This is a genomic window from Burkholderia gladioli (assembly GCF_000959725.1).
Lineage (GTDB): Bacteria > Pseudomonadota > Gammaproteobacteria > Burkholderiales > Burkholderiaceae > Burkholderia > Burkholderia gladioli.
The window spans coordinates 2,679,107-2,705,510 of the sequence record NZ_CP009323.1 but is presented as its reverse complement, the minus strand read 5'-3'; the positions used below and the strand labels follow the sequence as shown (position 1 = coordinate 2,705,510).

The 26,404-nt window shown below is 69.7% G+C and carries 23 protein-coding genes; 4 read left to right on the top strand and 19 right to left on the bottom strand.

All coding sequences use genetic code 11. From position 1 onward, the window contains the following. Nucleotides 1-9 precede the first annotated feature (9 nt). A complete protein-coding gene (locus tag BM43_RS29165; protein ID WP_036052225.1) occupies nt 10-1,479 on the top strand; it encodes an HDOD domain-containing protein in 1,470 nt (489 codons plus the stop codon). Nucleotides 1,480-1,566: 87 nt separating this feature from the next. Here the strand turns inward: BM43_RS29165 and BM43_RS29160 are convergent, their stop codons facing one another. From BM43_RS29160 to BM43_RS29110, 11 genes are all read right to left on the bottom strand, one after another. Beyond that, entirely contained in the window at nt 1,567-2,364 is a 798-nt protein-coding gene (locus tag BM43_RS29160) for an ABC transporter substrate-binding protein (RefSeq protein WP_036052228.1), read from the bottom strand. 232 nt (nt 2,365-2,596) lie between these two features. Then, a complete protein-coding gene (gene astE / locus BM43_RS29155) occupies nt 2,597-3,676 on the bottom strand; it encodes a succinylglutamate desuccinylase (protein WP_036052231.1) in 1,080 nt (359 codons plus the stop codon). Next, on the bottom strand, nt 3,660-5,012 hold the full coding sequence (gene astB, locus BM43_RS29150) for an N-succinylarginine dihydrolase (protein ID WP_036030150.1): 1,353 nt from the start codon (nt 5,010-5,012) through the stop codon (nt 3,660-3,662). The genes astE and astB overlap by 17 nt, the downstream gene beginning before the upstream one ends. Nucleotides 5,013-5,025: 13 nt before the next feature. Continuing rightward, nucleotides 5,026-6,489 (bottom strand): succinylglutamate-semialdehyde dehydrogenase, encoded by a 1,464-nt coding sequence (gene astD / locus BM43_RS29145; RefSeq protein ID WP_036052233.1) that lies wholly within the window; start codon nt 6,487-6,489, stop codon nt 5,026-5,028. A 4-nt stretch (nt 6,490-6,493) separates the two neighbouring features. Then, nucleotides 6,494-7,528 carry an arginine N-succinyltransferase gene (gene astA, locus BM43_RS29140; RefSeq protein ID WP_017919320.1) on the bottom strand — a complete coding sequence of 345 codons (1,035 nt, stop codon included), beginning with the start codon at nt 7,526-7,528 and terminating at the stop codon, nt 6,494-6,496. Next, nucleotides 7,525-8,613, bottom strand: coding sequence for an arginine/ornithine succinyltransferase subunit alpha (gene aruF / locus BM43_RS29135; RefSeq protein ID WP_036052235.1), 1,089 nt, complete (start codon nt 8,611-8,613; stop codon nt 7,525-7,527). The genes astA and aruF overlap by 4 nt, the downstream gene beginning before the upstream one ends. Nucleotides 8,614-8,644: 31 nt before the next feature. Beyond that, complete coding sequence (locus BM43_RS29130) at nt 8,645-9,874, bottom strand: aspartate aminotransferase family protein (protein WP_036052237.1); 1,230 nt, start codon at nt 9,872-9,874, stop codon at nt 8,645-8,647. 189 nt (nt 9,875-10,063) lie between these two features. Continuing rightward, the gene (locus tag BM43_RS29125; protein WP_013697180.1) at nt 10,064-11,110 is read right to left on the bottom strand and encodes a GlxA family transcriptional regulator; all 1,047 of its coding nucleotides are present in this window, start codon (nt 11,108-11,110) and stop codon (nt 10,064-10,066) included. A gap of 11 nt (nt 11,111-11,121) precedes the next feature. Continuing rightward, entirely contained in the window at nt 11,122-11,916 is a 795-nt protein-coding gene (locus BM43_RS29120; protein ID WP_036052239.1) for an ABC transporter ATP-binding protein, read from the bottom strand. A 26-nt stretch (nt 11,917-11,942) separates the two neighbouring features. Further along, a complete protein-coding gene (locus tag BM43_RS29115) occupies nt 11,943-12,656 on the bottom strand; it encodes an ABC transporter permease (RefSeq protein ID WP_013697178.1) in 714 nt (237 codons plus the stop codon). Next, complete coding sequence (locus BM43_RS29110) at nt 12,653-13,342, bottom strand: ABC transporter permease (protein ID WP_013697177.1); 690 nt, start codon at nt 13,340-13,342, stop codon at nt 12,653-12,655. The genes BM43_RS29115 and BM43_RS29110 overlap by 4 nt, the downstream gene beginning before the upstream one ends. A 362-nt stretch (nt 13,343-13,704) precedes the next feature. Here BM43_RS29110 and BM43_RS29105 point away from each other — a divergent pair, with 362 nt between their 5' ends. Continuing rightward, nucleotides 13,705-14,682 (top strand): bifunctional helix-turn-helix transcriptional regulator/GNAT family N-acetyltransferase, encoded by a 978-nt coding sequence (locus BM43_RS29105; RefSeq protein WP_036052241.1) that lies wholly within the window; start codon nt 13,705-13,707, stop codon nt 14,680-14,682. Further along, complete coding sequence (locus BM43_RS29100; RefSeq protein ID WP_036030166.1) at nt 14,682-15,167, top strand: GNAT family N-acetyltransferase; 486 nt, start codon at nt 14,682-14,684, stop codon at nt 15,165-15,167. The genes BM43_RS29105 and BM43_RS29100 overlap by 1 nt, the downstream gene beginning before the upstream one ends. An 18-nt stretch (nt 15,168-15,185) precedes the next feature. On the opposite strand, the gene BM43_RS29095 is transcribed toward BM43_RS29100, so the two are convergent. The 7 genes from BM43_RS29095 to hpnI form a co-directional block, all read right to left on the bottom strand. After that, nucleotides 15,186-16,925, bottom strand: coding sequence for a thiamine pyrophosphate-binding protein (locus tag BM43_RS29095; RefSeq protein ID WP_230676293.1), 1,740 nt, complete (start codon nt 16,923-16,925; stop codon nt 15,186-15,188). Between the two features lie 81 nt (nt 16,926-17,006). Further along, entirely contained in the window at nt 17,007-17,834 is an 828-nt protein-coding gene (locus tag BM43_RS29090; protein ID WP_036053654.1) for a helix-turn-helix domain-containing protein, read from the bottom strand. Nucleotides 17,835-17,859: 25 nt separating this feature from the next. Beyond that, the gene (gene bamE / locus BM43_RS29085; protein ID WP_036030168.1) at nt 17,860-18,432 is read right to left on the bottom strand and encodes an outer membrane protein assembly factor BamE domain-containing protein; all 573 of its coding nucleotides are present in this window, start codon (nt 18,430-18,432) and stop codon (nt 17,860-17,862) included. A gap of 165 nt (nt 18,433-18,597) precedes the next feature. Then, nucleotides 18,598-19,668, bottom strand: coding sequence for a lysylphosphatidylglycerol synthase domain-containing protein (locus tag BM43_RS29080; RefSeq protein WP_036052243.1), 1,071 nt, complete (start codon nt 19,666-19,668; stop codon nt 18,598-18,600). Continuing rightward, nucleotides 19,665-20,588, bottom strand: coding sequence for a hopanoid biosynthesis-associated protein HpnK (gene hpnK / locus BM43_RS29075; protein WP_036052245.1), 924 nt, complete (start codon nt 20,586-20,588; stop codon nt 19,665-19,667). The genes BM43_RS29080 and hpnK overlap by 4 nt, the downstream gene beginning before the upstream one ends. A gap of 5 nt (nt 20,589-20,593) precedes the next feature. Continuing rightward, entirely contained in the window at nt 20,594-22,015 is a 1,422-nt protein-coding gene (gene hpnJ, locus BM43_RS29070) for a hopanoid biosynthesis associated radical SAM protein HpnJ (RefSeq protein ID WP_036053656.1), read from the bottom strand. 127 nt (nt 22,016-22,142) lie between these two features. Continuing rightward, nucleotides 22,143-23,318: a bacteriohopanetetrol glucosamine biosynthesis glycosyltransferase HpnI gene (gene hpnI / locus BM43_RS29065; RefSeq protein WP_036052246.1), complete on the bottom strand. Its 1,176-nt coding sequence runs from the start codon at nt 23,316-23,318 to the stop codon at nt 22,143-22,145. Between the two features lie 726 nt (nt 23,319-24,044). Here hpnI and BM43_RS29060 point away from each other — a divergent pair. After that, nucleotides 24,045-25,043 carry an LLM class flavin-dependent oxidoreductase gene (locus BM43_RS29060; protein ID WP_036052248.1) on the top strand — a complete coding sequence of 333 codons (999 nt, stop codon included), beginning with the start codon at nt 24,045-24,047 and terminating at the stop codon, nt 25,041-25,043. Between the two features lie 62 nt (nt 25,044-25,105). Here BM43_RS29060 and BM43_RS29055 read toward each other — a convergent pair whose 3' ends face one another. Then, on the bottom strand, nt 25,106-26,311 hold the full coding sequence (locus BM43_RS29055) for an alpha/beta fold hydrolase (protein ID WP_036052250.1): 1,206 nt from the start codon (nt 26,309-26,311) through the stop codon (nt 25,106-25,108). Nucleotides 26,312-26,404: the final 93 nt, after the last annotated feature.

Below are 26,404 nucleotides of genomic sequence, written 5' to 3'. Positions count from 1 at the left end.
ATTAACCGTATGACGACATACACCGAACACCTGCCGAAAGCGGCGCTGCTCGACAAGCTGTGGGCGCGCATGAACGACCGCGGCGATTTTCCGATGCTGTCGGATTCGCTGCGCGCGACCATGGCCGCGATCGACAACGACAACCTCGACTTCACCGCGCTGGTGGGCGTGGTGCTGTCCGATTTCGCGCTCACGCAGAAGGTGATCCGGCTCGCCAACTCGGCGATGTACATCGCGTTCGGCGGCAACATCACCACCGTGACCCGCGCCCTGATGGTGCTGGGCATGGACGCGGTCGGCCACCTGGTGGTCGGCCTGAAGCTGGTCGACCACTTCCATCAGGGCGCCTCGCAGCGCATCGACGCCAAGCTGGAGCTGAACCGCGCGCTGCTCTCGGGCTGCGTGGCGCGCAGCCTGACCGAGGATGCGGAGCTGCGCGCCGGCGAGGAGGCGATCGTCTGCACCCTGATGCGCCAGGTCGGCAAGCTGCTGGTGGTGTTCTACCTGGACAGCGAGTGGGACGCGATCCGCCGCCGCGCGGCCGAACTCGGCGGCAACGACGCCGCGGCCTGCGTCGACGTGCTGGGCGTGGGCTTCGACGAGATCGGCCGGGAGGCCGCGCTGCGCTGGCGCCTGCCCGAGTCGATCCGCGCCAGCATCGCGCCGTTCGACCCGGCCGACGAAACCAGCACGGAAAGCATCCAGTGGCTGCGCGCGGTCAGCGACTGCTCGACCGAGGTGGCCGCGGTGATGACCACCCCGGGCCTGAGCGCCGGCCAGCGCGACACGCGCCTGCTGGCGCTGGCCCAGCGCTTCGCCGCCACGCTCGAGATCGAGCCCGACGAATTGGTGCGTATCGCCCGCGAGCTGGCCCACGACGAGGCCAGCGACACGGTGCTGCGCGAGATCGTGGCGCTGCGCGCCAACGCGGCGGCGCTCGAACGCGCGGCCGCCGAGCCGCAGGCCACGCTCGACACCGGGCTGGCCGACCTGCGCGCGCTGCCCACCGAGAACCAGCAGGAACACGTGCTGGCGCTGGCCTCCGAAAGCGTGCTGGCGGGCCTCGCGCTGTCGCGCACCATCATGTTCGTGCGCGATGCCGACGGGGTGTTTTTGGCCAGGCTGGGTTTCGGTTTCGGCGTGGAGGCCGCGCTGCCGCGCATGCGCTTTCACGAGACCTTCGAGCCCGACGTGTTCCACCTGGCGATCTCGAACTCGGTCGGGATCTTCATCGAGGACGCGCACGAGCCGAAGATGCGCCGCCGCCTGCCCGCCTGGTACCGCGACGCGCTGCCCGACGTGCACGGCTTCGTGCTGCTGCCGGTGCGCAGCGGCGATCACTGCGCGGCCCTGCTCTACGGCGATTGGTCGGGCCCGCAGCGCACCCAGCGCATCGCCCATCGCGAGATGGCGGTGCTCAACAATATCGGCGCCGAGCTGAGCCGCTTCTTCTCGCTGCGGGACGGCGAGGCGCACTGAGCCGCGCCCGCTGCCCGCGACAGACAAAAAAAACGGCCGCCCCCTGACGGGAGCGGCCGGTTTTTTCTTGTCGCTGGCTGCGGCGGCTTACTTCAGCACCACCGGCACGCTGAAATACTTCTTCGCCAGGTTGTCGATCGTGCCGTCGGCCTTCAGGTCCTTCAGCGCGCCGTTGATGGCGTTGCGCAGGTCGGTGTCGTTCTTGCGCAGGCCGAAACCGACGCCCGAGCCGAGGATCTCGGCATCGACCACCTGCGGGCCCGCGAACGCGAAGCCGGCGGCCTGCGGCTTGGCCAGGAAGCCCTTGGCGGCCGCTTCCGAATCCTGGAAGGTGGCGTCCAGGCGGCCCGACTTCAGGTCCTCGTAGGCCAGGTCCTGGGTCTGGTAGGGCACCACCTCGACGCCGGCCGGGGCCCAGCGCGCCTTGGCGTAGGACTCCTGGATCGTGCCCTGCAGCACGCCGACGCGCTTGCCCTTGAGCGAGGCGGGCGTGGGCAGCAGGCCGCTGCCCTTCTTCGCGATCAGCTGGTTCGGGATCGAGTAGATCGGATCGGTGAACGCGACCGCCTTCTTGCGCTGGTCGGTGATCGTCATGTCCGAATTGATCGCGTCGAACTTGCGGGCCTGCAGCGCCGGGATCAGGCCGTCGAAGTCGTTCTCGACCCACACGCACTTGACCTTCAGCTTCGCGCACACGGCATTGCCGACATCGATGTCGAAACCGGCGAGCTTGCCGTCGGGCAGCTTGTACTCGAACGGCGCATACGAGGCCTCGACGCCGAAGCGGATCTGCTTCAGGTCGGCGGCGCTCGCGCCGGACAGGGGGGACATCGCGGCGGCCGTCGCCACCGCGCCCGCGGCCATCTTTCGCCAGTTCAACTTCATCGGAAGGTTCTCCTCGAGATACAGATCGGTTCTTGGACAAACGGGCGCGCGCCCTCGTGGGACGGGCGCCCGGACACTACGCACGGGTCAAGCCGTGATGCGGCGGAAAACGCCGCAAGGGCGCGATTGTACCGCCGAGCGCGCCGCGCCCCGCCGCGAGCGGGCCGGCTTGCCGCGCGACGCGGCGCGCGAAGGGCCGCGCCGCATCGAGCCAAACCGCGCCGGGCCGCCTTCAGCCGAGCGAGGCCAGCGTGGCCTCGGTGGTCTCCACCACCATCAGCCCAGCTCGCAGGCCCGGCTTGACCGCCGGGTTCGGGAACACGATGCGCTCCTCGTCGTGCGAGACCAGGTAGCGATAGTCGCCGTCGCGCGCGACCAGGGTGCCGCGCGCCAGCGGCGTGAAATTCGCCACGTCGCCGGCCACCAGCAGCTCGAAAGCCTCGCTCTGCTTGGTGAGCTGGCCGATCACGGTGAACACGCGCGGCAACAGGGGCGCCGCGGCGGCGGCGTCCCCGGCTGCGCTGCCGACTTCACCCGCGACCAGCGCGCGCACCGCCGCGTCGGCGCCGGCGAAGCGCGACAGATCGTTCTGGCCGAACGGGCGCACCTTGCCGAGCTCCAGCGTGCAGGCCAGCGCCCCGCAGGCGCTCGCGCAGAACTGCGAATAGGTATTGCCGGGCTCGGTATGCAGCAGCACGGCCGCGATCCGCGCGCGCGCCAGCCAGTCGATCATGGCGCGCGCCGGCGGCTCGCCGATATGCGGCAGCAGCGCGAACTGCTCGAAGGCCGAGGCGCGGATCGCCGTGTGCATGTCGAGGTGCCAGCGCGCCTGACGCGACTCGGGGGCGGCGGCGAAGAACTCGCGCGCCGCGGCCTCGAGCGCGGCCGCGCGCGGTGCGTCGCGGCTGCCTTCGCGCTGCGCGTGGCGGCCGTTGAACAGGCGGTTCAGGTCGTCGTCGAGGTAGCGCGTGCCGGCACGCATCGCCGCTGGGTGGCCCAGCACCACCAGCAGGCGGTTCGCCAAGGGCAGCGCGCCGCGCGCCAGGTCGCGCACCATCATCGACAGCAGTTCGATCGGCGCGGTTTCGTCGCCGTGCACACCGGCCGATACCAGCAGGCTGGCCGACGCCGCGGCCCCCGCCGCCGAAGCTGCCGGACCAAGTTCCAGCAGGCCCTCGCCTCGCCAGGCGTAGCGCACCGCCCCGCCGGCGCAGACGCCCTCGCGTGTGTCCGGCGTCCCGCCGGCCAGCGTGAAGGCCAGGAAATCGTCGAGCCAGGCGGACGCGCCGCCGCGATCAGCGCTGGAAGTCATACAGCGAACCGAGCTTGAGGATCTGCGTCAGCTCGTCGAGCGCGGTGCGCGACTCGTCGAGCAGAGCCGGGTCGGTCAGGTCGGACGGCGCGAGGCGGTCGCGATAGTGCTTCTCGATCCAGGCGTCGAGCGAGCCGAACAGCGCGTCGTCGATCCACACGTTCGGCCGCACCGCGGCGCGCTCGGCCTCGTTCAGTACCACGCGCAGGCGCAGGCAGGCCGGGCCGCCGCCGTTCTTCATGCTCTCGCGCAGGTCGAACACCAGCACCTCGCCGATCGGCCCGTTGCCGGCCGCCAGCGCGTCGAGATAGCGTCCCACGCGCTCGTTCTCGCGGCATTCCTGCGGCACCACCAGCACCTGCGAGCCGTCGGCGCGCGACAGCAGCTGGCTGTTGAACAGGTAGGAGCCGACCGCGTCGGCCACGCTCACCGCCGCCTCGGGCACCTCGATCACGTTCAGACGCGCGCCGCGCGCCGCGAGCGAGGCGGTCAGCGTGTCGTACACCGACTTGCGCTCGGCGAAGGCCAGTTCGTGGCAGAACAGCGTGTCGCGATTGCCGACCGCGATCACGTCGTTGTGGAACACGCCCGCATCGATCACATCGGGGTTCTGCAAGGCGTAGACGGTCGCGTCCTCGGCCAGGCCGTGGCGCTGCGCCACCGCGCGGCTCGCCTCGAAGGTCTGGCGCGCCGGGAAGCGCTTGGGCTCGGGCCCGCGCCGGTATTCGCTGCGGCCGTAGACGAAGAACTCGACGCCGGCGCTGCCGTATTCGGCACAGAAGCGCGTGTGGTTGGCCGCGCCCTCGTCGCCGAGCGCCGGCGTGCCGGGCAGCGCGTCGTGCACCATGAAGCGCGACTCGTCGGCGAAGATCGCCGACAGCGTGCGGCGCGTCGATTCGTGCTCGATCGCGCGATGCAGCTTGCTGCACAGGTTGGCCGGCGTGAAGTGGACCCGCCCGTCGCCGGTATCGGCCGAGGGGCTGACGGTGGCCGCGTTGGCGGTCCACATCGCCGAGGCCGAGCTCGCGGCCGCCAGCAGCTCGGGCGCTTCCCTGGCGGCCTTGGCGATCACGTCGGCGTCCTTGCCCGAGAAGCCCAGCTCGCGCAGCAGGCGCAGCGACGGGCGCTCCTGCGGCGGCAGCACGCCCTGCGCGAAGCCGAGATCGGCGAGCTGCTTCATCTTGCGCAGCCCCTGCTTGGCGGCGGCCTTCGGGTTGGCCGCCGACTTCTCGTTGCTCAGCGAGGCCACGTTGCCGAACGACAGCCCCGCGTAGTTGTGGGTCGGGCCGACCAGCCCGTCGAAATTCGCCTCGATGGCGTTGCGCGTTGCGTTCATGGTCGTTTCCTGCTCAGAAATGGAGGCCGGGCGAGAGGCTTGCCGGCATGTTCAGCCGTTCGCTCTCGACCGAGGCCATCGGGTAGGCGCAGTAGTCGGCCGCGTAATAGGCGCTGGGCCGATGGTTGCCCGAGCGGCCGGTGCCGCCGAACGGCGCGGCGGAAGACGCGCCGTTGGTCGGCCGGTTCCAGTTGACGATGCCGGCGCGGATGCTGCGCTGGAAATGCGCCCAGGCATCGGCGTCGTCGGACAGCAGCCCGGCCGACAGGCCGTAGGCGGTGTCGTTGGCCAGCGCGATGGCCTCGTCGAAGCTGCCGTAGCGGATCACCTGCGCGAGCGGGCCGAAATATTCGGTGTCCGGCAGATCGCGCACCGCCGTGACGTCGAGAATCGCCGCGTTGACAAAGCCGAGCTTCGGGTCGCGCTGCTCCATGGCGATCAGCGCCTGCGCGCCGGCGCCCAGCAGTGAGGCCTGCGCCTCGACCAGGCGCGAGGCCGCGCGCGCCGAGATCACCGCGCCCATGAAGGGCTGCGGCTCGGCGTCGTAACGACCGGCGCGGATCCGCGCCGTGACCTCGACCAAGCGCGCCAGGAAACGCTCGCCATCCGCGCCTTCCGGCACGAAGATGCGGCGCGCGCAGGTGCAGCGCTGCCCGGCCGACAGGAAGGCCGACTGGATGGTGTGATGCACGGCCGCATCGAGATCGGCCACTTCGCCGATCACCAGCGGGTTGTTGCCGCCCATCTCCAGCGCCAGCACGATCTCGGGCCGGCCGCCGAACTGGCGATGCAGCAGGGTGCCCGTGTCCGAGCTGCCGGTGAAGAACAGCCCGTCGATCTGGCGATGATTGGCCAGCGCCACGCCGGTATCCTTCTCGCCCTGCACCATGTTCAGCACGCCGGCCGGCAGCCCCGCGTCGCGCCAGGCCTCGACGGTGGCGCGCGCCACGCCCGGCGCCAGCTCGGAAGGCTTGAACACCACCGTGTTGCCGGCGATCAGGGCCGGCACGATATGGCCGTTGGGCAGGTGGCCGGGGAAGTTGTACGGCCCGAACACCGCCACCACGCCATGCGGGCGATGCCGCAGCACGGCCGTGCCGTCGGCCATCGCGGTGCGCTTCTCGCCGGTGCGCTCGTGGTAGGACGTGATCGAGATCTCGACCTTGGCGGCCATGGTCGCCACCTCGGTGCGCGCTTCCCACAGCGGCTTGCCGGTCTCGCGGCCGATCGCGGCGGCGATCGTCTCCTTGCGTTCGCCGAGGATCGCGGCGAAGCGCTTGACGATCGCCACCCGCGCCTCGAAGTCGAGCGCCGACCAGGCCGCGAAGGCGCGGCGCGCGCTGGCCACGGCGAAGTCGACGTCGGCCGGCGAGGCGCCGGCGCCCTGCCACACCACCTCGTCGGTGCCGGGGTTGCGCGAGGAGAATTCGGGACCGCTGCCGGCGACCCAGTCGCCGTCGATGAAGAGTTCGGACATGGTGTTATCTCGGTTGTGACTTCAGCGCGTAGACCCGCAGCGTCTCGCCCGCGGCCACGCCGAGCGCGGCGGCGTCCTCGGCGCTCAGCACGAAGCGGCCCGCCTCGGTGACGGCGCCGCTGGCCATGCCGACCCGGAAGTCGGCCAGCGAGGTGTTCGAGACCAGCGCGCGCGGCGCGCCCTCGCCCGCCTCGGGCGTGCCGATCTCGACCGGCACCAGCACGCTGTCGCGCACCGTGCGCAGGTCGCCAACGTGGCATTCGAGCACCGGGCCGGCGTCGAAGATGTCGACGTGGTTCTGGTAGCGCAGGCCCTCGGCCTCGAGCATCTTGCGCGCCGGCAGCGTGTCGCGATGGGTCAGGCCGATGCAGTCCTGCGCGTCCTGCGGCAGCAGATCGACATAGACGGGAAAGCGCGGCATCAGCTCGGCCAGGAAGGACTTGCGGCCGTGCGAGCTGAGGTAGTCGGCGGCGTTGAAATCGATCTGGTAGAAGTGCGAACCGACCGCGCGCCAGAACGGCGAGCTGCCGTGTTCGTCGAAATGGCCGCGCAACTCGGCGCAGATCCGCTCCGGGAAGCGCTCGCGGAACTGCGCGATGAACATGAAGCGCGAGCGCGAGAGCAGCCCGCCCACGCCGGCGGTGCGATAGCGCGGGCTCAGGAACAGCGAGCAGACCTCGGCATAACCGGTCAGGTCGTGCGAGATGTTCAAGAGCGACATGCGGGTCCACACGCCCAGGTCCTGGCTGGCATGCACCACCGTGCTGACGCGATAGTTGTAGAAGGGCTGGGCCAGGCCGACCTCGGTCTCGATCCCGCACACGCCGGCGATATCGCCGCTGGCGGTGTCCTCCATCACGAAGAAGTAGCCGGCCTCGGCGGGCGAGGCCGCGCCGTCGATGGTGCGCCGCGCGCGCTCGATGCGCGCGGCCAGCGCCTCGCGGTCGGGCTTGAAGGTGGTCAGACCCGGGCCGGTTTCCTGCGCGAGCGCGACCAGCGCATCGACGTCGCCGGTCTGTACCACGCGAACCACGATCATCGTGCGTCTCCCGAAAGCGTGTTGGTCTCGTCGCGGCGATGCAGCGGCACGCAGCGCACGGTGTCGCCGTCCACCACGCCGAGCGCGGCGCGCGCGGCCGCGTCGAGCGGCGCGTCGATCGCATTGCCCGCGGCCGCGTCGGGCAGGTCGGCCAGCACACAGCGGAACGCGTCGCCCTCGCCGGTGGCCACCAGGTGGGTGAGGCCGGCGGCATCGGCATCGGCGCTGCTGCCGGCTTGGCCGGCATTGCGCACGGTGCGCGCGCCGTTATGCGTGACGCAGGCGGTGCGATCGATCTGCGCGGTCAGCACCGGGCCCGCATCGAAGATGTCGACGTAGCGATCCGGCTCGAAACCTTCCTCGAGATGGATGTCGTAGGCCAGCAGGCCGTGCTGGTTGGGCTCGCCGAGCACGCGCTGCGCCGCTTCCGGCAGCAACGGCACGTAGACGGGATAGACCGGCATCACCTCGGCGATGAAGGTGCGGCTGCGGCCGCCCGATTCGACCTCGATGTCGGCGAAGTCGCGCCGGAAGAACTTGCGGCCCACCGCCTCCCAGAACGGCGAGGCGCCGTTCTCGTCGGTCACGCCGAGCAGCAGCGAGAACACCTCGGGCGTGAAGCGGCGGCGATGCGCGGCGATGTACATCATGCGCGCGCGCGACACCAGGTGCGCCGCCGCGTCGCCGCGCAGGGAGGGATCGACGTAGAAGCCCGCCAGCCGGCTCTTGCCGGTCAGCTCGTGCGACATGGTCAGCGCGTGGATCTTGCGGTTCACGTGCAGTTCGCGCGAGGCGTGGATCAGCGCGTCGTTGCGGAACGCGTAGAACGGCTCCGAATAGCCCGCCGCGGCGACGATGCTGGCCGTGCCGAGCAGGCGCCCCGTCTCGCTGTCCTCCAGCACGAACAGGTAGAACTCCTCGCCGGGGAAATCGGCGTCGGCGCGAAACGAATCCTCGGACAGCGCCACGCGCGCCTCCAGTGCGCGACGGTCGTGCGGCAGCGAATGCAGCACCGGCCGCGCGGTGCGGGCCATCTGCGCGAGCGCGTCGAGATCGGCAAGCCTGCCGGGGCGTACGAATAGCATCGTCGTTCCTGTGGACGGAGGAAGGCGGGACTCAGCGGCCCGCGGCGATCGCCGCAACCACCGCGTCGACCGCGCGCGCGAAGCGCTCGAGGCCCTCGTCGAGCACCTCGAGCGGGATCACCAGCGAGGGCACGAAGCGCAGCACGTTGGGCCCGGCAATCAGCATGATCACGCCGTGCTCGGCGGCGGCCGTGACGAAGTCCTTGGCGCGACCCTCGAAGGCCGGGTTCAGCTCGGCGCCGAGCAGCAGGCCCTTGCCGCGGATCTCGCTAAACAGGCCGTGCCTGCCGTCGAGCTCGCGCAGCTTGGCGCGGATCCGCTCGCCGCGCTCGGCCACGCCGGCCAGCAGCTTCGGGTCGCTGACCAGTTCCACCACCTTGTCGGCAATCGCCGAGGCGAGCGGGTTGCCGCCGTAGGTGGTGCCGTGCACGCCCACCTTGAAGTGCGCGGCCAGTGCCTCGGTGGTCAGCATCGCGCCGATCGGGAAGCCGTTGCCGAGCGCCTTGGCGGTGGTCAGGATGTCGGGCGTCACGCCCGTGTCCATGTAGGCGTAGAAGTGGCCGGTGCGGCCCACGCCGGTCTGCACCTCGTCGAAGATCAGCAGCGCGCCGTGCGCGTCGCAGGCCTCGCGCAGCGCCTTCAGGAAGGCCGGATCGGCCGGGATCACGCCGCCCTCGCCCTGCACCGGCTCGACGATCACCGCGCAGGTGCGCGGGCCGATCGCGGCGCGCGCGGCCTCGATGTCGTTGTAGGGCAGATGGTGGATGCCGGCCGGCTTCGGGCCGAAGCCGTCGGAATACTTCGGCTGGCCGCCCACGCTGACCGTGAAGAAGGTGCGGCCGTGGAAGGACTGCGCGAACGAGACGATCTCGTATTTGTCCTCGCCGAAGCGATCGAAGGCGACGCGGCGCGCCAGCTTCAACGCGGCCTCGTTGGCCTCGGCGCCGGAGTTCGCGAAGAAGGCGCGATCGGCGAAGGTCAGGCTCTCGAGGCGCCGGGCCAGGCGCAGCACCGGTTCGTTGGTGTAGCCGTTGCCGATGTGCCAGAGCTTGCGGCCCTGCGCCTCGAACACCTTCAGCACTTCCGGGTGGCCGTGGCCGAGCGCGGTCACCGCGATGCCGCCGGCGAAATCGACGTAGTCCTTGCCGGCGGTGTCCCAGACGCGGGAACCCTCGCCGCGGTCGGGCACGAACGGGGCCGGCGAGAATACCGGCACCATCACGTCATCGAAAGTCTGTCGGGTCACGTTCTCGGAGGTCATGGCGGTTCCTTGGTCCAGAAATCACAGCGTTCAGTGTAGGCAACGGGGCGCGATACGTCTTGCGCAATTGCGACGGGTTCTATCGGCTTGGCCGGGGGCGCCTCGCGCCGGGCGCGCGGCGCCGGCCGGCATCACGAAACATGCCCCGGCGGCGACGCCGCAAGCCTGGCGGCATCGGCCCCCGCCGCGTCAATCCTCGTCGCCGCGCTCCACCAGCGCGCCGGCGCGCGGCTCGCTCGCGCCGCCATGCTGCTTCTCCAGCCAGGCGCGGCGATCCTCGCGCGGCGTCACGCCGAAGCGCTCGCGGTAGGCGTTCGAGAAATGCGCGGCCGAGGAGAAGCCGCAGGCCAGGCTCACCTGCACCACCGACTTGCTGGTGCGCTGCAGTTGCGTGCGCGCCTTCAAGAGGCGCAGGTTCAGGTAGTACTTGGACGGCATCGCGCCGAGATACTGGCGGAACAGCCGCTCGAGCTGACGTCGCGAGATGCCGACCAGGGACGCGATCTCGTCGGTGGTGAGCGGGTCCTCGACGTTCGCCTCCATCAGCTGCAGCGCATCGTTGAGGCGCGGATGGCGCTCGCCCGGCGCGGTCACGAAGGGAATCCGCTGGCGCGACTCGCCGCTGCGCGGCGTGCCGCAGCCGAGCGCGTCGGCGATCCGCTCGGGCAGCTCGGGACCGTGGTCGCGGCCGATCATGGCCAGCATGAAATCGATGCTGGCCTGGCCGCCCGCGCAGGTGGCGCGATCGCGGTCGATCTCGTAGATCTGCTGGGTGACGATGGTGCGCTCGAACTGCTCGGCGAACTGCTGGTAGGTCTCCCAGTTCACGGCCACGCGATAGCCGGCCAGTTGCCCCGCCATCGCCAGCCACCACACGCCGTGATGGATGCCGCTGACCAGCGGCGTGCGCTGGCCCACCCGCGCCAGGCTGGCGAGGAACAGGCGGTAGTCGGCGAACTGCTGGAAGCGCTCGCTCACCACGATCAGCCAGTCGCAGGCGACAGCGTCGTTGAAGGCCGCGTCGGCGTGCCAGCTCGCGCCGCCCGCGAGCGGCACCGGCTTGCCGTCCCAGGAGCAGACCTGCCAGCGATAGAGCGCCCGGCCCTCGATCTCGTTGGCCAGCGCGAGTGCATCGACGATCGGGCCCACGCCCGACATCGACACGGGCGGCAGCGCGACGATCGCGACCTGCGTCGCGCGCGCCGCGCCGCCGGGACGACCGATCGCTGCCACCACCGCGCCGCCCCTTACTTGAGGCTGCCCGACAGGAATTGCCTGAGGCGCTCGCTCTGCGGACGCGACAGCACCTCGGCGGGATCGCCCTGCTCCTCGGTGCGACCCTGGTGCAGGAACATCACGTGGTTCGAGACGTTGCGCGCGAAGCCCATCTCATGCGTCACCACGATCATGGTGCGGCCTTCCTCGGCCAGCTTCTGCATCACCTTCAGCACCTCGCCCACCAACTCGGGATCGAGCGCGGAGGTGGGCTCGTCGAACAGCATCACGTCGGGATGCATGGCCAGCGCGCGGGCGATCGCCACGCGCTGCTGCTGGCCGCCCGACAGATGCGAGGGATACTGCTTCTCGACGCGCGGCGGCAGGCCCACCTTCTCCAGGTACTCGCGCGCGCGTTCCTCGGCCTCGCGACGGGAGAGGCCCAGCACGTGCAGCGGCGCTTCCATCACGTTCTCGAGCACGTTCATGTGCGCCCACAGATTGAAGTGCTGGAACACCATCGCGAGCTTGGTGCGGATGCGCTGCAACTGCTTGTGGTCGGCCACCTCCAGCGCGCCGCTCTTGTCGGCCCTGGTGCGCACGGTCTCGCCGTCGACCACGATCTGCCCCGCATTGGGCCGCTCGAGGAAATTGATGCAGCGCAGGAAGGTGCTCTTGCCCGAGCCGCTGGCGCCGATGATGCTGATCACGTCGCCGGCCTTGGCGTCGAGCGAGACGCCCTTGAGCACCTCGTTGTCGCCGTAGCGCTTGTGGATGTCGTGGGCCGCCAGCTTGCTGGCGGCGTTCGGCTGCGTGGTCTCTACCAACTGGCGTCTCCCGGGATGAGGTCGATTCAATGACGGCCGGCCGCGAGATACGCGAGCCAGTGGCGCTCGGCCCGGCGAAACGCCGCGACGAGTGCGAACGATACCGCAAGATAGATCAGCGCGGCGATCCCGAACGACTGGAACGCCATGTAGGTGGCGGAGTTCGCGTCGCGCGCCACCTTCAGGATGTCGGGCACGGTGGCCGTGAAGGCGACCGTGGTGGCATGCAGCATCAGGATCACCTCGTTGCTGTAGAGCGGCAGCGCGCGGCGCAGCGCCGAGGGCAGGATCACGCGGCGATACAGGGTCCAGCCGCCCATGCCGTAGGCGCGCGCGGCCTCCACCTCGCCGTGCGAGGTGGCGCGGATCGCGCCGGCGAAGATCTCGGTGGTGTAGGCGCAGGTGTTCAGCGCGAAGGCCAGGATCGCGCAATGGAAGCCGCTGCGGAAGAAGGCGTCGAGCAGCGAGTGCGATCGCACGAACTCCAGGCTGTACATGCCGGTGTAGATCAGCAGCAGTTGCACGTAGAGCGGCGTGCCGCGGAACACGTAGGTATAGGCGCGCACCGGCATCGACAGCCAGCGCTTGCGCGAGACGCGCGCCACCGCCAGCGGAATCGCGCAGACGAAGCCGATGCCGATCGAGGCGACCAGCAGCCACAAGGTGACGGCCAGGCCCGAGAGCCGCTGGCCGTCCCAGAACAGGAAGGCCTTGCCGAATTCCTGGAGGATCTCGATCATAGTTCCGCGTGCCTCACGCCCAGCGAGTAGCGCCGCTCGAGCTGCCGCAGCACCAGGTTGGAGACCGTCGTGATCGCCAGGTAGATCAGCGCCGCGACGAGGATGAAGAAGAACATGTTGAAGGTGCTCTTGCCGGCGTCCTGCGCGGCCTTCACCACGTCGGCCAGGCCGATGATCGAGACCAGCGCGGTGGCTTTCACCAGCACCTGCCAGTTGTTGCCGATGCCGGGCAGCGCGAAGCGCATCATCTGCGGGAACAGGATCCGCGTGAACACGCGCAGGCCGCTCATGCCGTAGGCGGCACCCGCCTCCAACTGGCCGCGCGGCACCGACAGGAAGGCGCCGCGGAAGGTTTCCGTGAAGTAGGCGCCGTAGATGAAGCCGAGCGTCAGCACGCCGGCCACGAACGGGTCGATGTCGATCTGGTCCCAGCCCAGCAGGTCGGTCAGGTCGTTGAGCCAGATCTGGATGCTGTAGAACAGCAGCAGCATCAGCACCAGGTCGGGCACCGAGCGGATCAGGGTGGTGTAGGCGGTGCCGATGCCGCGCATCACGCGGTTGGCGGACAGCTTCGCGACGGCGCCGAGCAGGCCCAGGATCACCGCGGCGGCCAGCGACAGCACCGACAGCTCGATGGTCTGCACGGTGCCCGCCCAGATGACGGGGCCGAATCCGTAAAGGAACACGCGCGTCTCCTGAGATTGTCGAGTCGAATGGGGCCGTCGCGCGGACGGCTTCGGAATGGGGCGGATACTCGCAAGCGAAAAAAACCGGCTCAAATGGAGCGCGGCCGGAATGCTGCAGCGCAGCAACGGCTTGCGATGAGCTTGCGGGAAGCCGGGGCGCCCGCAATCAGGGGAACCGGGCGAGCGCGTGGGCGGGCGCGCCGGCTGCGGGCGCTGTTGCCGCCGCGCGTGTTTTTGCAAGTTTCGGGTCGCTTTTTCGATAGCGGGCGCGGCATGATCCGGCGACGCATGACGCATTTCGTCTTGACAGAGTTGCGGAGCGCAACCAATACTGTTGCGACTCGCAACCATTGGACGCCAGCATGGATTTCATCGACCTCCCCGAGCAGAGCCGCGACGCGACCATCCTCGAATTGCGGGACTTCTCCCGCAAGCTGGTGCGCGAGCTGGGCTTCATGCGCACCACGCTGGCCGACAGCGAACTCGCGCCCTCGGCGGTGCACGCGATCCTGGAAATCGGCATGGCGCCCGGCATCAGCGCCAAGGACCTCGGGCAGCGGCTGCGCCTGGACAAGTCCAATACCAGCCGGCAGCTCGCCCGCCTGGAGGCGGCAGGCTACGTGGAGCGACACGCCGACAGCGAGGACGCGCGCATCTCGGCGCTGAGCCTGACGGCCGAGGGCAGGAGGCTGCGCAGCCGGATCGACCGCTTCGCCACCGAGCAGGTGTCGAACGCGCTGCGCCACCTGGCACCGGCCGACCAGCAGAACCTGCTGCGCTCGTTCGCGCTCTATGCCGATGCGCTGGCCCGGGACAACGACGCCAAGCCCTCCCCTACCCGCGCCGAGGCCTCGAGGATCGTCGAGGGCTACCTGCCGGGCTGCATCGGCGACATCGTCGGCCTGCATGCGCGCTTCTACGCCGAGCATTACGGCTTCCCGGTGTTCTTCGAAAAGCTGGTGGCCACCGAGCTGGCGGCATTCGCCAACCAGTTGCCGGCCGCGGGCAAGGCGCTCTGGCTGCATGTCGAGCAAGGCCGCGTGCTGGCCTCGCTCGCGATCGACAGCGATCTCCAGACGGGCATCGCGCGCCTGCGCTGGTTCATCGTCGACGAGGCGCTGCAAGGCAGCGGCGTGGGACGCGAGCTGATGACGCGGGCGATGCGTTTCGTCGACCAGCAGGGCTTTCGCGAAACCTGGCTCAGCACCTTCAAGGGGCTGGACGCGGCGCGCCATCTGTACGAGTCCTTCGGTTTCGTGCTGAGCGAGGAACACGAGGGAACGCAATGGGGCAGCAGGACCATCGAGCAGCATTTCACCCGCGCCAGGACGGCATCGTGATGCGCGCGACCGAGCCCTTGCCGCCGTCTGTCGAGGAACTGCTGGCGTTCGATACGCTGACGCTGCGCGAGCATACCGAGCAAGCCGGCGACGCCTTCGATCCCGATGCCCAGCGCGAACGGCTGCGGCAGGCACTGGCCGCCTACGAGATCCGTTCAGTGCGACGCGACGGCGAGCTGGTGGCCTACGCGATGCTGCGTCCGGAATCGGCGAGCTGCTGGTTCGTCGGCGCGTTCGGCATCCACCCCCGGCATCGCGGTTATGGGGTGCTCGGCGAGTTGCTGGCGCAGCTGGCCGAGCTGGCCGGCGCGCGCGGCATCCGCGAATTCAGGAGCCACGTCTACCGCACCAACCGCCTGTCCATCGCCTTCCATCGCAAGCTGGGATTTCGCGTCACGCGCGAGAACGACAAGGGCTTCGAATTCGTCGTCACGCTGGACGAGCTGGCCAATCACGCCGCCATCCTGCGCGCGACCCGCGCGTGAGCACCCGCCGGTTCCCATTCAGGCCGTGCCGACCGGGAGTTCGACGAGGTTCGGCAGGCCCGAGGCGATGCCGTGTTCGACGGCCGCCGCGATTTCGCCGGCGCGCTCGATACGACGTGCCGGCAGGCCCCAGGATGCCGCCAGCGCCAGGAAATCGATCGGCGGTTCGTCGAGGTCCATGCCGATGAAACGGCCGGCACGCACGCTGGCGAAGTGATGCTGCGATTTCATGAAGTTCTTCAGGATGTCGTACGAACGGTTGTTGACGATCACGAAGGTCACCGGCAGGCGCTCGTGCGCGGCCGTCCACAGGGCTTGCGGCGCGTAGAGGGCGGAGCCGTCGCCGATCACCGCCACCACCGGCTGCCGGCCGAGCCCCAGCGACACGCCGACCGCCGCGCCCATGCCCCAGCCGAGGATCGCCCCGCGATTGCCGTAGTACTGCCGCGTCGCGTCCGTGTCGAGCATGCCGCGGATCAGCGGCATCGTCGCGGGCGACTCGTCGACCAGCGGCGTGCCGCTTCCCAACGCCCTGGCCAGCTCGTGCGCCGCCGCCCAGGGCGTCGTTTCGGGCCGGCGCAACTCGGATTCGGCACGCGCGCGAATCTCGCCGCGGCGCCGCGCGCGCTGGTCCGCCGCGCGGGCCAGCACGGCTTCGATCTCCTGACGCCGGCCCTCCAGGCTATGGGACAGCAAGGGCAACAACGCGCGCAGCGATTCGCGGATGCCGCCGACGCAAGCCAGCTCGCATGCATGGGTGCGGCCCGGCTGGTGCGGATCGGACGTCAGTTGAAACAGCCGGCAGGAGGACGGCACGGCCGGCCCTTCGGTGTAGAGGATGGAAATCGAGAAATGGCCGCCCAGCACGAGCATCGCGTCGAAGGGCGCGAGAGCCTGGCGGATCGCCGATGCCGTGCCGGGCAGGTTGCCGGCCCACAGCGGATGCGAGCTCGGGAACGGCAGATGAGTGGGCCAGGACGAGCCGAACACGGTCGCGCCGAGCGCCTCGGCAAGCTGCGCCACCTCGTCGCTCGCGCCCGCCACGAACACTTCGTCGCCCGCGAGTATCGCGATCCGCCCCGGCGCGACGGATGCCAGCGCCTGCGCCAGCTCGGGCAGCGCGGCCGCGATCGCGCCGTGGTGGATCACGGAAGCCGCCGGCGGCACGGCGGTGCCGGTGCGCTCCATCACATCCATCGGCAAGGACAGGAACACCGGCCCCGAAGGCGCGGCGCAACTGTCCTGGAACGCCCGCCTGGCGAACACGGCGATCTCGTCGGGATGCCGGATTTCATGCCCCCACTTGACCGCCGGCCGGGCGATATCGAGCAGCTCGCCATGCAGCAGCGGCCCGGTATGCACGTGCCGCGTGTCCTGCTGGCCGGCCGTCACGACCAGGGGCGTGTTTGCCTGCCTCGCGTTGAGCAGCGCGCCCATCGCATGGCCGAGCCCCGCCATCGTGTGCAGATTGACGAAACCGGGACGCCCGGAAGCCTGGGCGTAACCGTCCGCCATCGCCACCACCGCGGCCTCCTGCAGGCCCAGTATGTAGGACAGGCCATCGACGCCGGTCAGCGCGTCGACAAAGGACAGCTCGGTCGTGCCGGGATTGCCGAACACATACTCCACGCCTTCGCTGCGCAGCACCTCGACGAGGATGTCGGCGCCGCGACGCGACTTGCCGGGTTCGGGCGCGGCAGGGCTGCCGCCGGTGGATGGGATCCCCGTCATGGGGCCGGCCTGCTGATTCACGGTCATGGTGTCCTCCTGTCGAAGCGAGGGTAGACCGCGATCCGCGACGGCCGCTTGAACGTTATTGCGCTGCCTCGGCCGGCCCGTTCAGCGCGACCGGCTCCAGCGGCCCGGCGATACGCCGTGGACCTTCTTGAAATGGCGGCTGAAATGGCTCTGGTCGGCAAAGCCGAAGGCGACGGATACCTCGGTGGCCGATGCGCCCGAGCGCAGCGCGTCGCTGGCCCGGGACAGGCGTACCTGGTTGCGCCAGGCGTGCGGGGCCATGCCGACCTCGCGCGTGAAGATCCGCAGCGCATGAAACTTCGACAGGCCGACGGCCTCGGCCAGCACCGACAGTTCGAGCGAGGCCGTCAGGTCGTCGAGCATGCGCGCCTTCATGCGCGCCACCCGCGCCCCATCCTGGCCGATCGGCCGTGAAGGGGGCCGCGCCTGCGCGTACCGCACCAGCAGCGTCGAGACCGCGTCGAGCAGCATGGATTCGGCGGCCAGCCGGTCCGCGCCGGCTTCCAGCGCGCGATGCGCGCGCAAGGCACGCCTCGCCAGATCGGGGTCCCTGATGATGTCCGAGCCGAACCAGGGCGGCTCGGTGCCGGCCAGCCCGGCCTCGTCGGCGACCTGCCGGACGAAGCCGGTCGGCAGATAGAACGTGCGGCACTGCCAGCCGGCATCGGCCGCGCTCGACCCGGTGTGGATTTCGCCGGGATTGATGATCGGCAGCGAGCCGGCATCGGCCACGTGGCGCGTGCCGCGGTAGTCGTAGCGCTCCGCGCCGCCCTCGATCAGCGAAATCGTGTAGGCCTCGTGCCAGTGAGGCGAATAGGCGTGATCGGTGAAGCGGGCCGTCACCATGTCGGCGCCGGGAATCAGCGCCGAGCGCCAGTAATGGGCATCGTTTCGGGGGCCAGCCTTCATCGTCGTCACCATCAGCGTGCCTCGCTCAGCGCCCCGTTGGCAGGTCCGAGCGCGAGGTCGTCGATACCAGCCCGTCGGGACCGAAATGCGCGTTGAAGAACGCGTCCTGGTTCACGCCGTCCTCGCGCCAGCGCCAGCTCCAGACCGTTTCCGGCTTGAGCGGATACTGGGCGACCTCGGTTGGCTTGCCCAGCAACTGGCGCACCTCGTCCTGCGTCATGCCGGGGCGGATCATCGCGAAGTTCTCGGCCGTCAGCACCTGGGTCGCGCCGAGGAACAAGCCGTTGCGGTCGATATCGACCATGTAGGTCTCGTCGCCCATCGGCCCGCGCGGATACTCGAGCCGCTTCGAGCCGTCGATCGCCTGCCGCTCCGTCTCCGGCTTGCCCAGGCGCGAGCGCACCTCCTCCTCGGTCGACACGCCGGGCTTCAGGCCGCGCAGCAGCAACGGTGCCGGCTGGATCGCACGAAAGAATTCCTTGAGTCGATGCACGACCACCTCGTTCTCGTGGCTGTCGCAGCCGCCGAGCAGAAACGTCGCGGCAAGTGCCGAGGCGAGCAGCCAGGGCCGGGCCGGCCGGATTACCGATTCCATCATCGATTGCGGGCGCGCGGTTCGCGCGGGGAAAAGGACAAGCTGGAAGGATACGCGCCTATGGGGGCGTGCAACAACATCGGTCGCCGGATTCGGACCGGGCCGGGCGATCAGGACTGCTTCGGTCCGGGTCGCCCATGCTGCGACCGCGCTCGGGTGGGGCGGCCTTCAGGCATTCCCGGTCGAGCCGCCTCGTCGGTCGCGATTGGCGGTCTCGTGCCTGGCTTCGTGCTTTGTCTCGTGCTTTGTCTCGTGCTTTGCCTCGTGTCTGGCCTCGCGACGCGCCACGACGATCTCCGCGCCCTGCCACGACACCAGCGCCAGGGCGCCGAACAGCAACTCGCGGGCACGCTTGACCAGCGCCAGCGACAGCGCCGTCTCGCGATCGACGCCGAACATCTGCGCGAGCAGCACCACCGTCGCCTCCTGCACGCCGAGCCCGCCCGGCACCATGAAGGCCGCGTGCCGCACGGCCTGCACCATGGCCTCGATGGCGATCGCCCCGCCCGTGGACACGGGATGCCCGAGCAGGGCCAGCGCCCAGTAGATTTCCAGCGCCCCGCTCACGTAGCCGGCCAACTGCCAGCCGAAGGCGCGCAGCAGCAGGCCGCTGCGCGACATCAGCGCCTCGATGGCCGCGTCGAGCCGCTTGCCGTCGACGCCCTGCAGCAGCGCGCCGGTGTCGCCGAGCAGCCGGCCGGCGAAACGCTCGATCGCGTGGAAGATCCCGCCGCGCCGCAGCAGCGCGAAGGCCAGCACGGGTACCGGCACCGATAGCACGAGCGCCAGTGCGATGGTCCTCGCGCCGCCGCCGAGGCCCGTGCCGGCCAGCAGCAGCACCAGCCCGAGCGCGGAGAACGCGTACTGCACGGCCACCGTGACCAGCACCTCGACGATCACCGAGGCGCTCACGAGCGCCACGTCCGGTACCCGCCAGCGCGCGAGCCGGATCCCGACGATCTCGCCGCCCACGCCGACCACCGGCAGCAGGCGATTCACCGCCTCGCGCACCGTGGCGACCCACCAGAGGAAGCCCAGCGGCGCGCGCCGGTCGAGCAGCAGGCGCCAGGCATGCGCGTCGAGCAGCAAGGGAAATGCGTGGAAGGGCACCAGCCAGAGCAGGGCGAAACCGGCGCGTCCGATGATGCGAACCACGTCGCCGACGCCTTCGTGGGCCACCAGCCCAAGCAGCAGCGCGATGCCGAGCGGCCAGCCCAGCCGCCGGACCCACTTCGTCATCGCGAGCTCGCGCGGGAAGCGCGCTCCGCATTCGCCTGCGCATCGCCCTGGCGCGATGCCGCGCCCCGCCCTGCCCCGTTCGCGCCGCCCGCTTCGCCGAACACGGCCGCGAAACCGCCGCGCGCCACGCCGGCCGCCTCGAGCGCGGCCGCCACGCGCGGCGACAGCAGCGCCGCGAGTTCCTCGCCGGGACGGTAGTCGTGCATCGAGGGCGTGATCGGGCCGTCGCCGGGCTCGGCCGGATGCGAGTAGATCTCGCCGACGCCCGAGGGCGGCAGCGCCGCGATCGCATCGAGCAGCGCGCGCTCGTCCATGTGCCCGGTACGCTCGATCCCGACCACGTAGTCGTTGTGCGCGATTCCCGCCCGGTCGAGCCTGGCGCGCACCAGCGCGATCCAGGGGCGCAGCCAGGCCGGCGCGGAACGCTCGAAAGGCAGGCGCACCGCGCGCAGCCCATAGTCGCGCCCGATCTCGACGATCATCGACAACACGGTGGGATGCAGGTGGAAATGCTTGTGCGCGTTGACGTGATCGAGCGGCAGCCCGCTCGCCGCGAAAGCCTCGAATTGCGCGCGGATCTCGCGACGCAGTTGCGCGCGCACCCGCGGCAGGAAGAAGAAGCGGCAGCCGTCCCTCGCCATCGCGTCGCCGAAGCGGCCGTCGGCCCCCACCAGCGCCGGGATCTCGCGCGCCGGCAGCATCGCCGCGCCATCGGCCAGCACCAGGTGCAGCCCGACCGCCAGCGAGGGCAGCCGCCGCGCGCGCGCTACCGCGTCGTGCGCGGCGGGCGCCGCCACCATCAGGCTCGCGGCCGTCAGCACGCCCTCGCGATGCGCGCGCTCGACCGCCGCGTTGACGCGCGGATGCAGGCCGAAATCGTCGGCGGTGAAGATCAGCGCGCGCGGCGGCGACGTGGCCATCGCGTTCAGGCCTCGTGCGCGCGCAGGAAGCGGAAGAACTCGACGCCTTCGCGCAGGCGCCGCTTCATCATCTCCCAGCTGCCCAGCATCTCGCGCACGATCTCCCAGATCTTCGCGGGCCGGAAGTAGAAGGCCCGATAGAAGTGTTCGAGCTCGTGGTAGATGTCTTCCCTCGATAGGTGCGGATAACCGATCGCGGCGAGCTGCACGCCTGCCTTGCTGACCAGGTTGATGGTCTTGTTCTCCTCCAGCCAGCCGTTCTCGATCGCCTGCTCGTAGAGCCGCGTGCCCGGATAAGGCGCCGCCAGTGAGACCTGGATCGTGTGCGGATTGATTTCCTTTGCGTATTCGATGGTCTTACGAATGGTGTCCCTGGTCTCGCCGGGCAGGCCCAGGATGAAGGTGCCGTGGATCTTGATGCCGAGCTTCCTGCAGTCCTCGTTGAAGCGGCGCGCGATATCGGTGCGCAAGCCCTTCTTGATGTTCAGCAGGATCTGGTCGTCGCCCGATTCGTAGCCCACCAGCAGCAGGCGCAGCCCGTTCTCCTTCATGATCTTCAGCGTCGCGTACGGCACGTTCGCCTTGGCATTGCAGGACCAGGTCACGCCCAGCTTGCCGAGCCCGCGCGCGATCTCCTCGACGCGCGGCTTGAAGTCGGTGAAGGTGTCGTCGTCGAACATGATCTCCTTGACTTCCGGCATGTTGTCGCGAATCCACTTCACCTCGGCCAGCACGTTCTCGACCGAGCGCACGCGATAGCGATGGCCGCCCACCGTCTGCGGCCACAGGCAGAAGGTGCACTTCGAGCGGCAGCCGCGGCCGGTATAGATCGACACATAGGGGTAGTTCAGATAGCCGATGAAGTAGTTGTCGATCTTCAGGTCGCGCTGATACACCGGCGCCACGAACGGCAGCGCGTCCATGTCCTCGATCATCGGGCGCGCGCCGTTGTGCTCGATCGCGCCGTCGGCGGCGCGGTAGCTCAGGCCGAGGATGTCGGCGAAGGGCTTGCGCTCGGCCACGTCGCGGCAGGTGTAGTCGAATTCCTCGCGGCAGACGAAGTCGATCGCGTTGGAGGCCACCAGCGAGTTGTGCGGATCGACGGCCACCTTGGCGCCGACCATGCCGATCAGCACCGAGGGATTGCGCTGCTTGAGGTCCTGCGCGAAGGCCGCGTCGGTCGGGAACGAGGGCGTGCTGGTGTGGATGATCACCAGCTCGTAGTCGGCGGCGATCTCCAGCGTTTGCGCCACCGACAGATCGTCGGCGGGCGCGTCGAGCACGCGGCTGCCGGGCACCAGGGCGGCGGGCTGGGCCAGCCAGGTGGGATACCAGAACGAGCGGATCTCGCGCTTGGCCTGGTAGCGCGAGCCGGCGCCGCCATCGAAGCCGTCATAGGACGGCGCCTGCAGGAACAGCGTCTTCAGTGGGGTTGCGTTTGCTTGCATGACTCGTCTCGATACGATCAGGTTCGTCAATCCGCGCGGCGGGCCGCGCGCCCGTTCAGTCCAGTTCCGTCGAAACGCGTCGCGCCGGGCGCGCGCCGCGCCGCTCTCATCGTCCGTCGCCGCCCTCGCCGAAGCTCGCGCGCGCGCCGCCGGCCACCGCGATGCGCGCGCCGCGCCAGATCACGTGGGTGCCGAACGCCGCCGCGATCCAGACGCAGAACAGCAGCGCGTCGCGCACCGGCACCAGCGGCAGGTCGCGCCAGAACACCAGCCGGCTCGGCGAGCCGCGCGCATGCAGCACCAGCCGCGCCAGCACGCCGGCACTCGCCGCGCAGGCGGCGATCAGGCCGGGCAGCGTGGCTTCCAGGCGCACCGCCAGGTGCGCGCCCACCAGCAGCCAGGGCGCCGTGAAGGTGATCAGCAGGCTGGCGAAGCCACCGCCCTTCAGCGAGCGGATGGTGCGCAGCCAGCGCGTCTCGCGCGCCCACAGCGCGGCGAAGCTGGCCTCGATCACGTCGGTCCTCACGCTCACCTCGGACAGCACGGTGCGACGCCCCACGCGGCGCGGCAGGGCGGCCAGCCAGTAGTCGTCGGCCAGCTCGTCCTTGAGCGCGGCGAGGCCGCCGATCCGATCGAGCGTGTCGCGGGTGAGCGCCAGTGTCGCGCCGAAGCCGAAATCGGACGAACCGCCCAGGTGCGCGACGCGCACCGAGGGCGCGAACCAGGCGTCGACGAACTGCGCGCCGATGCGCGCCCAGAAACCGCCGACATCGCGTGCGTGATAGAGGCAGGTGACCACGCCGATCGACGGGTCGGCCAGCGGCGCGCTCACGCGTTCGAGATAGTCGGGGCCGACGGCGATGTCGCTGTCGGCGATCACCAGGCGGTCGTAGCGCGCGCGCTGGGCGATGTTGATCAGGTTGCTGACCTTGAGGTTCTTGCCGTGCACGCGCGAATCGATCACCAGTTCAAGATCGCAGCCGGGGAAATTGGCCTGCACGCGACGCACCACGGCGATCGCCGGATCGGTGGGCGAAGCCACGCCGCAGACGATCTGGTAGCGCGGATGGCGCTGCGAACAGAAGGTGGCGAGGTTCTCGTAGAGACGCGGCTCGGCGCCATAAAGCGGCTTGAGCACGCTGACCGGGGCGCGCCAGCCCTCGCGTGCCGCCGACGAGGGCGTGCGCGGCGCGGGCGCCAGCGCCGCGAACCAGGCATAGGCGCAGGCCGCGCAGGTCAGCGCGACCAGCAGCCAATCCACCACGCAGGACAGGCCGGTCATGATGCGCTCCGGGCGGCGGCACGGCCGGTTCGGAGCAGGAAGAAACGCGATGCGGTAACGACGACTGCGACTGACACGGTCCCGACTCCTGGCGCCCGGGACGAGGCCCCAGGCGATGGTGGTATCGATCGTGAACGCCGCCGATTCAGCGATTGCGACTTGATCCGGCCATCGCTTTTCAGGAATCCCGCGGCGTGTCTTGAATATCGGGACCGAGTGTATCAGCGAACTCCGAAACCCTGCCCGGAGCCACTCACGACACGGCAAAAACTGCACATATCGACACAGATGGTCGACTTTTCGACGCAATAACGAGGGCGATAACGTAAGCGATTCGCATGTCGATTGCCAGCTTTCTTGTCAGACTTATGTAGCATTTCAACTAAAAATCTGTCGATTCAAATGGATTTCGACAAATATTTCGGCGCATTACCGCTGATTCCGCGCACGTTATCGAAGAAATATGACAGTCGCATATCGTGCAATTGATGTGCTGTTCTGTCGCACTTGCGGAACCTTCAGCGCCGAGCGTCACGTCGCTGCCGCCGGCAGGCTCACCCTGCGCGCGACAGGGTTATCGGCGCGCCGTCAGCGGGCTCGACAGGGCTTTGGCACAATCGGCGGCACCCGACGTCACGCCGCGCAGCACGGCAGTCGCATCGCCAGCAGGCCGCGCCCGCGCCGCCCGGCAGCCGTGACGCCCCACTTTCCGATACCCACCCGCCCATGATCCCGTTCTCCGTTCTCGATCTCGCGCCGATTCCCCAAGGCGCCGATGCCGGCCAGGCGTTCCGCAACTCGCTCGATCTCGCCCAGCACGTCGAACGCTGGGGCTACCAGCGCTACTGGCTGGCCGAGCACCACAACATGCCCGGCATCGCCAGCGCGGCCACCGCCGTGGTGATCGGCCATATCGCCGGGGGCACCAGCACGATCCGCGTCGGCTCGGGCGGCATCATGCTGCCGAACCACGCGCCGCTGGTGATCGCCGAGCAGTTCGGCACGCTCGCCTCGCTCTACCCGGGCCGCATCGAGCTGGGCCTGGGCCGCGCGCCCGGCACCGACCAGACCACCGCGCGCGCGTTGCGGCGCGACCTGGTCGGCAGCGCCGATTCGTTTCCCGACGACGTGGTGGAGCTGCAGCGCTATTTCGCCGAGCCGGTGGAAGGCCAGCGCGTGCGCGCGGTGCCGGGCGCGGGGCTGAACGTGCCGCTCTGGCTGCTCGGCTCGAGCCTCTTCTCGGCGCAGCTGGCCGCCATGCTCGGCCTGCCCTTCGCCTTCGCCTCGCACTTCGCGCCCGACTACCTGATGCGCGCGCTGGAGATCTATCGCGCGCAGTTCCGGCCATCGGCCACGCTCGACAAGCCGCATGCGATGGTGGGCATCAACGTGTTCGCGGCCGACACCGACGACGAGGCGCGGCGCCTGTTCACCTCGCTGCAGCAGCAGTTCCTGAACCTGCGGCGCGGCGCGCCGGGCAAGCTGCCGCCGCCCGTCGAGGTGCTCGAGGGCAGCGAGTTCGAACTCGCCAACGTGGCGCAGGCGCTGTCGTTCGCGGCGGTGGGCTCGCGCGACACGGTGCGCGAACGGCTCAAGCGCCTGATCGCGCAGACCGGCGCCGACGAGCTGATCGTCGCCGCGCAGATCTACGATCACGCCGCGCGCGTGCGCTCCTACGAGATCACCGCGCAGGTACGCGACGAGATCGCGGCGCAAGGCGCCTGATCCAGAGGAAGGGAAATCGCGCGCGACGGCCGCTCGGGCGCCGCGCGCGGGGCGAACGCCCCTTATTTCGCGGCCTGGCCGCCCGCGGGCGCGGCTGCCGCGTGCGGTGCCGCGAGCCAGCCCAGCAGCGCCTTGTGGAAGGCCGCCGGATCCTGCATCTGCGGCGCGTGGCCGAGCGCGGGAAACTCGATCAGCGTCGAGCCCGGAATCGCCGCGTGCGCGCGCTTGCCGAGCTCGGGATAACGGCCCAGCCTGGCGTGCACCTCGGGCGGCGCGACATCCTTGCCGATCGCCGTGGTGTCCTTGTCGCCGATCATCAGCAGCGTCGGCACGCGGATCAGGCCGAATTCATATACCACCGGCTGGCTCAGGATCATGTCGTAGAGCAGGGCCGAATTCCAGGCCACGATATCGCGGCCCGGGCCGCGGTACATGCCGGCCAGCATCTGCACCCAGCGCTCGTAGTTCGGCGACCACTCGCCCGCGTAGTAGGTGCTCTGCTCGTAGCGGCGAATACTGTCGGCGGTGGTCTTCAGCTCGCGCGCGTACCAGTAGTCCACCGTCAGCGGCGGCACGCCCAGCGCCTTCCAGTCCTCCAGGCCGATCGGGTCGACCAGCACCAGTTGCTGGGTCGCCTTCGGATACATCAGCGCGTAACGCACGGCGAGCATGCCGCCGGTGGAATGGCCGATCACGGTCGCCTCCTTCACGCCCAGCGATTCGAGCAGCGCATGCGTGTTGTGCGCGAGCTGCTGGAAGCTGTACTGGTAGCGCTCGGGCTTGGTCGACTTGCAGAAGCCGATCTGGTCCGGCGCGATCACGCGATAACCGGCGCGGCTCAGCACCTCGATCGACCCTTCCCAGGTGGCCGCGCAGAAGTTCTTGCCGTGCAGCAGCACCACCGTGCGGCCGTTCGCGTGCTCGGGCTTGACGTCGAGATAGGCCATCTGCAGCGGCTCGCGCTGCGAGGTGAAGGCGTAGCGGTGGACCGGGTAGGGATACGCGAAACCCTCGAGCTCGGGGCCGTAGGCCGGCCCCTCGTTGCCGGCCGCGGCCGAGGCGCCCGCTGCCAGCGAGGCGGCCGGCAGCGTGACCGCGCCCGAGGCGAGCGCCTCGGACTCGGCGGCGAGGCTCGCCGAGGCGGGCGCGAGCAGCGCGGCGGCAAGCGCCGCGCCGCCGAGCATGCCGGCCGCGACGCGGCGCGCCGGGAAGCGTGCCGACGAGCACGCCGATAGGCGCGAGGAAACAATCGTGCGGATCGAAAACATCGTGGGATACCGGACAAGAGGAAGGGAACGGCGCGACGTTCGCGATTTTACGTTCAGTAAGCCAGGGCTGCCGCGAGGCGCGCCGGCGCCCGT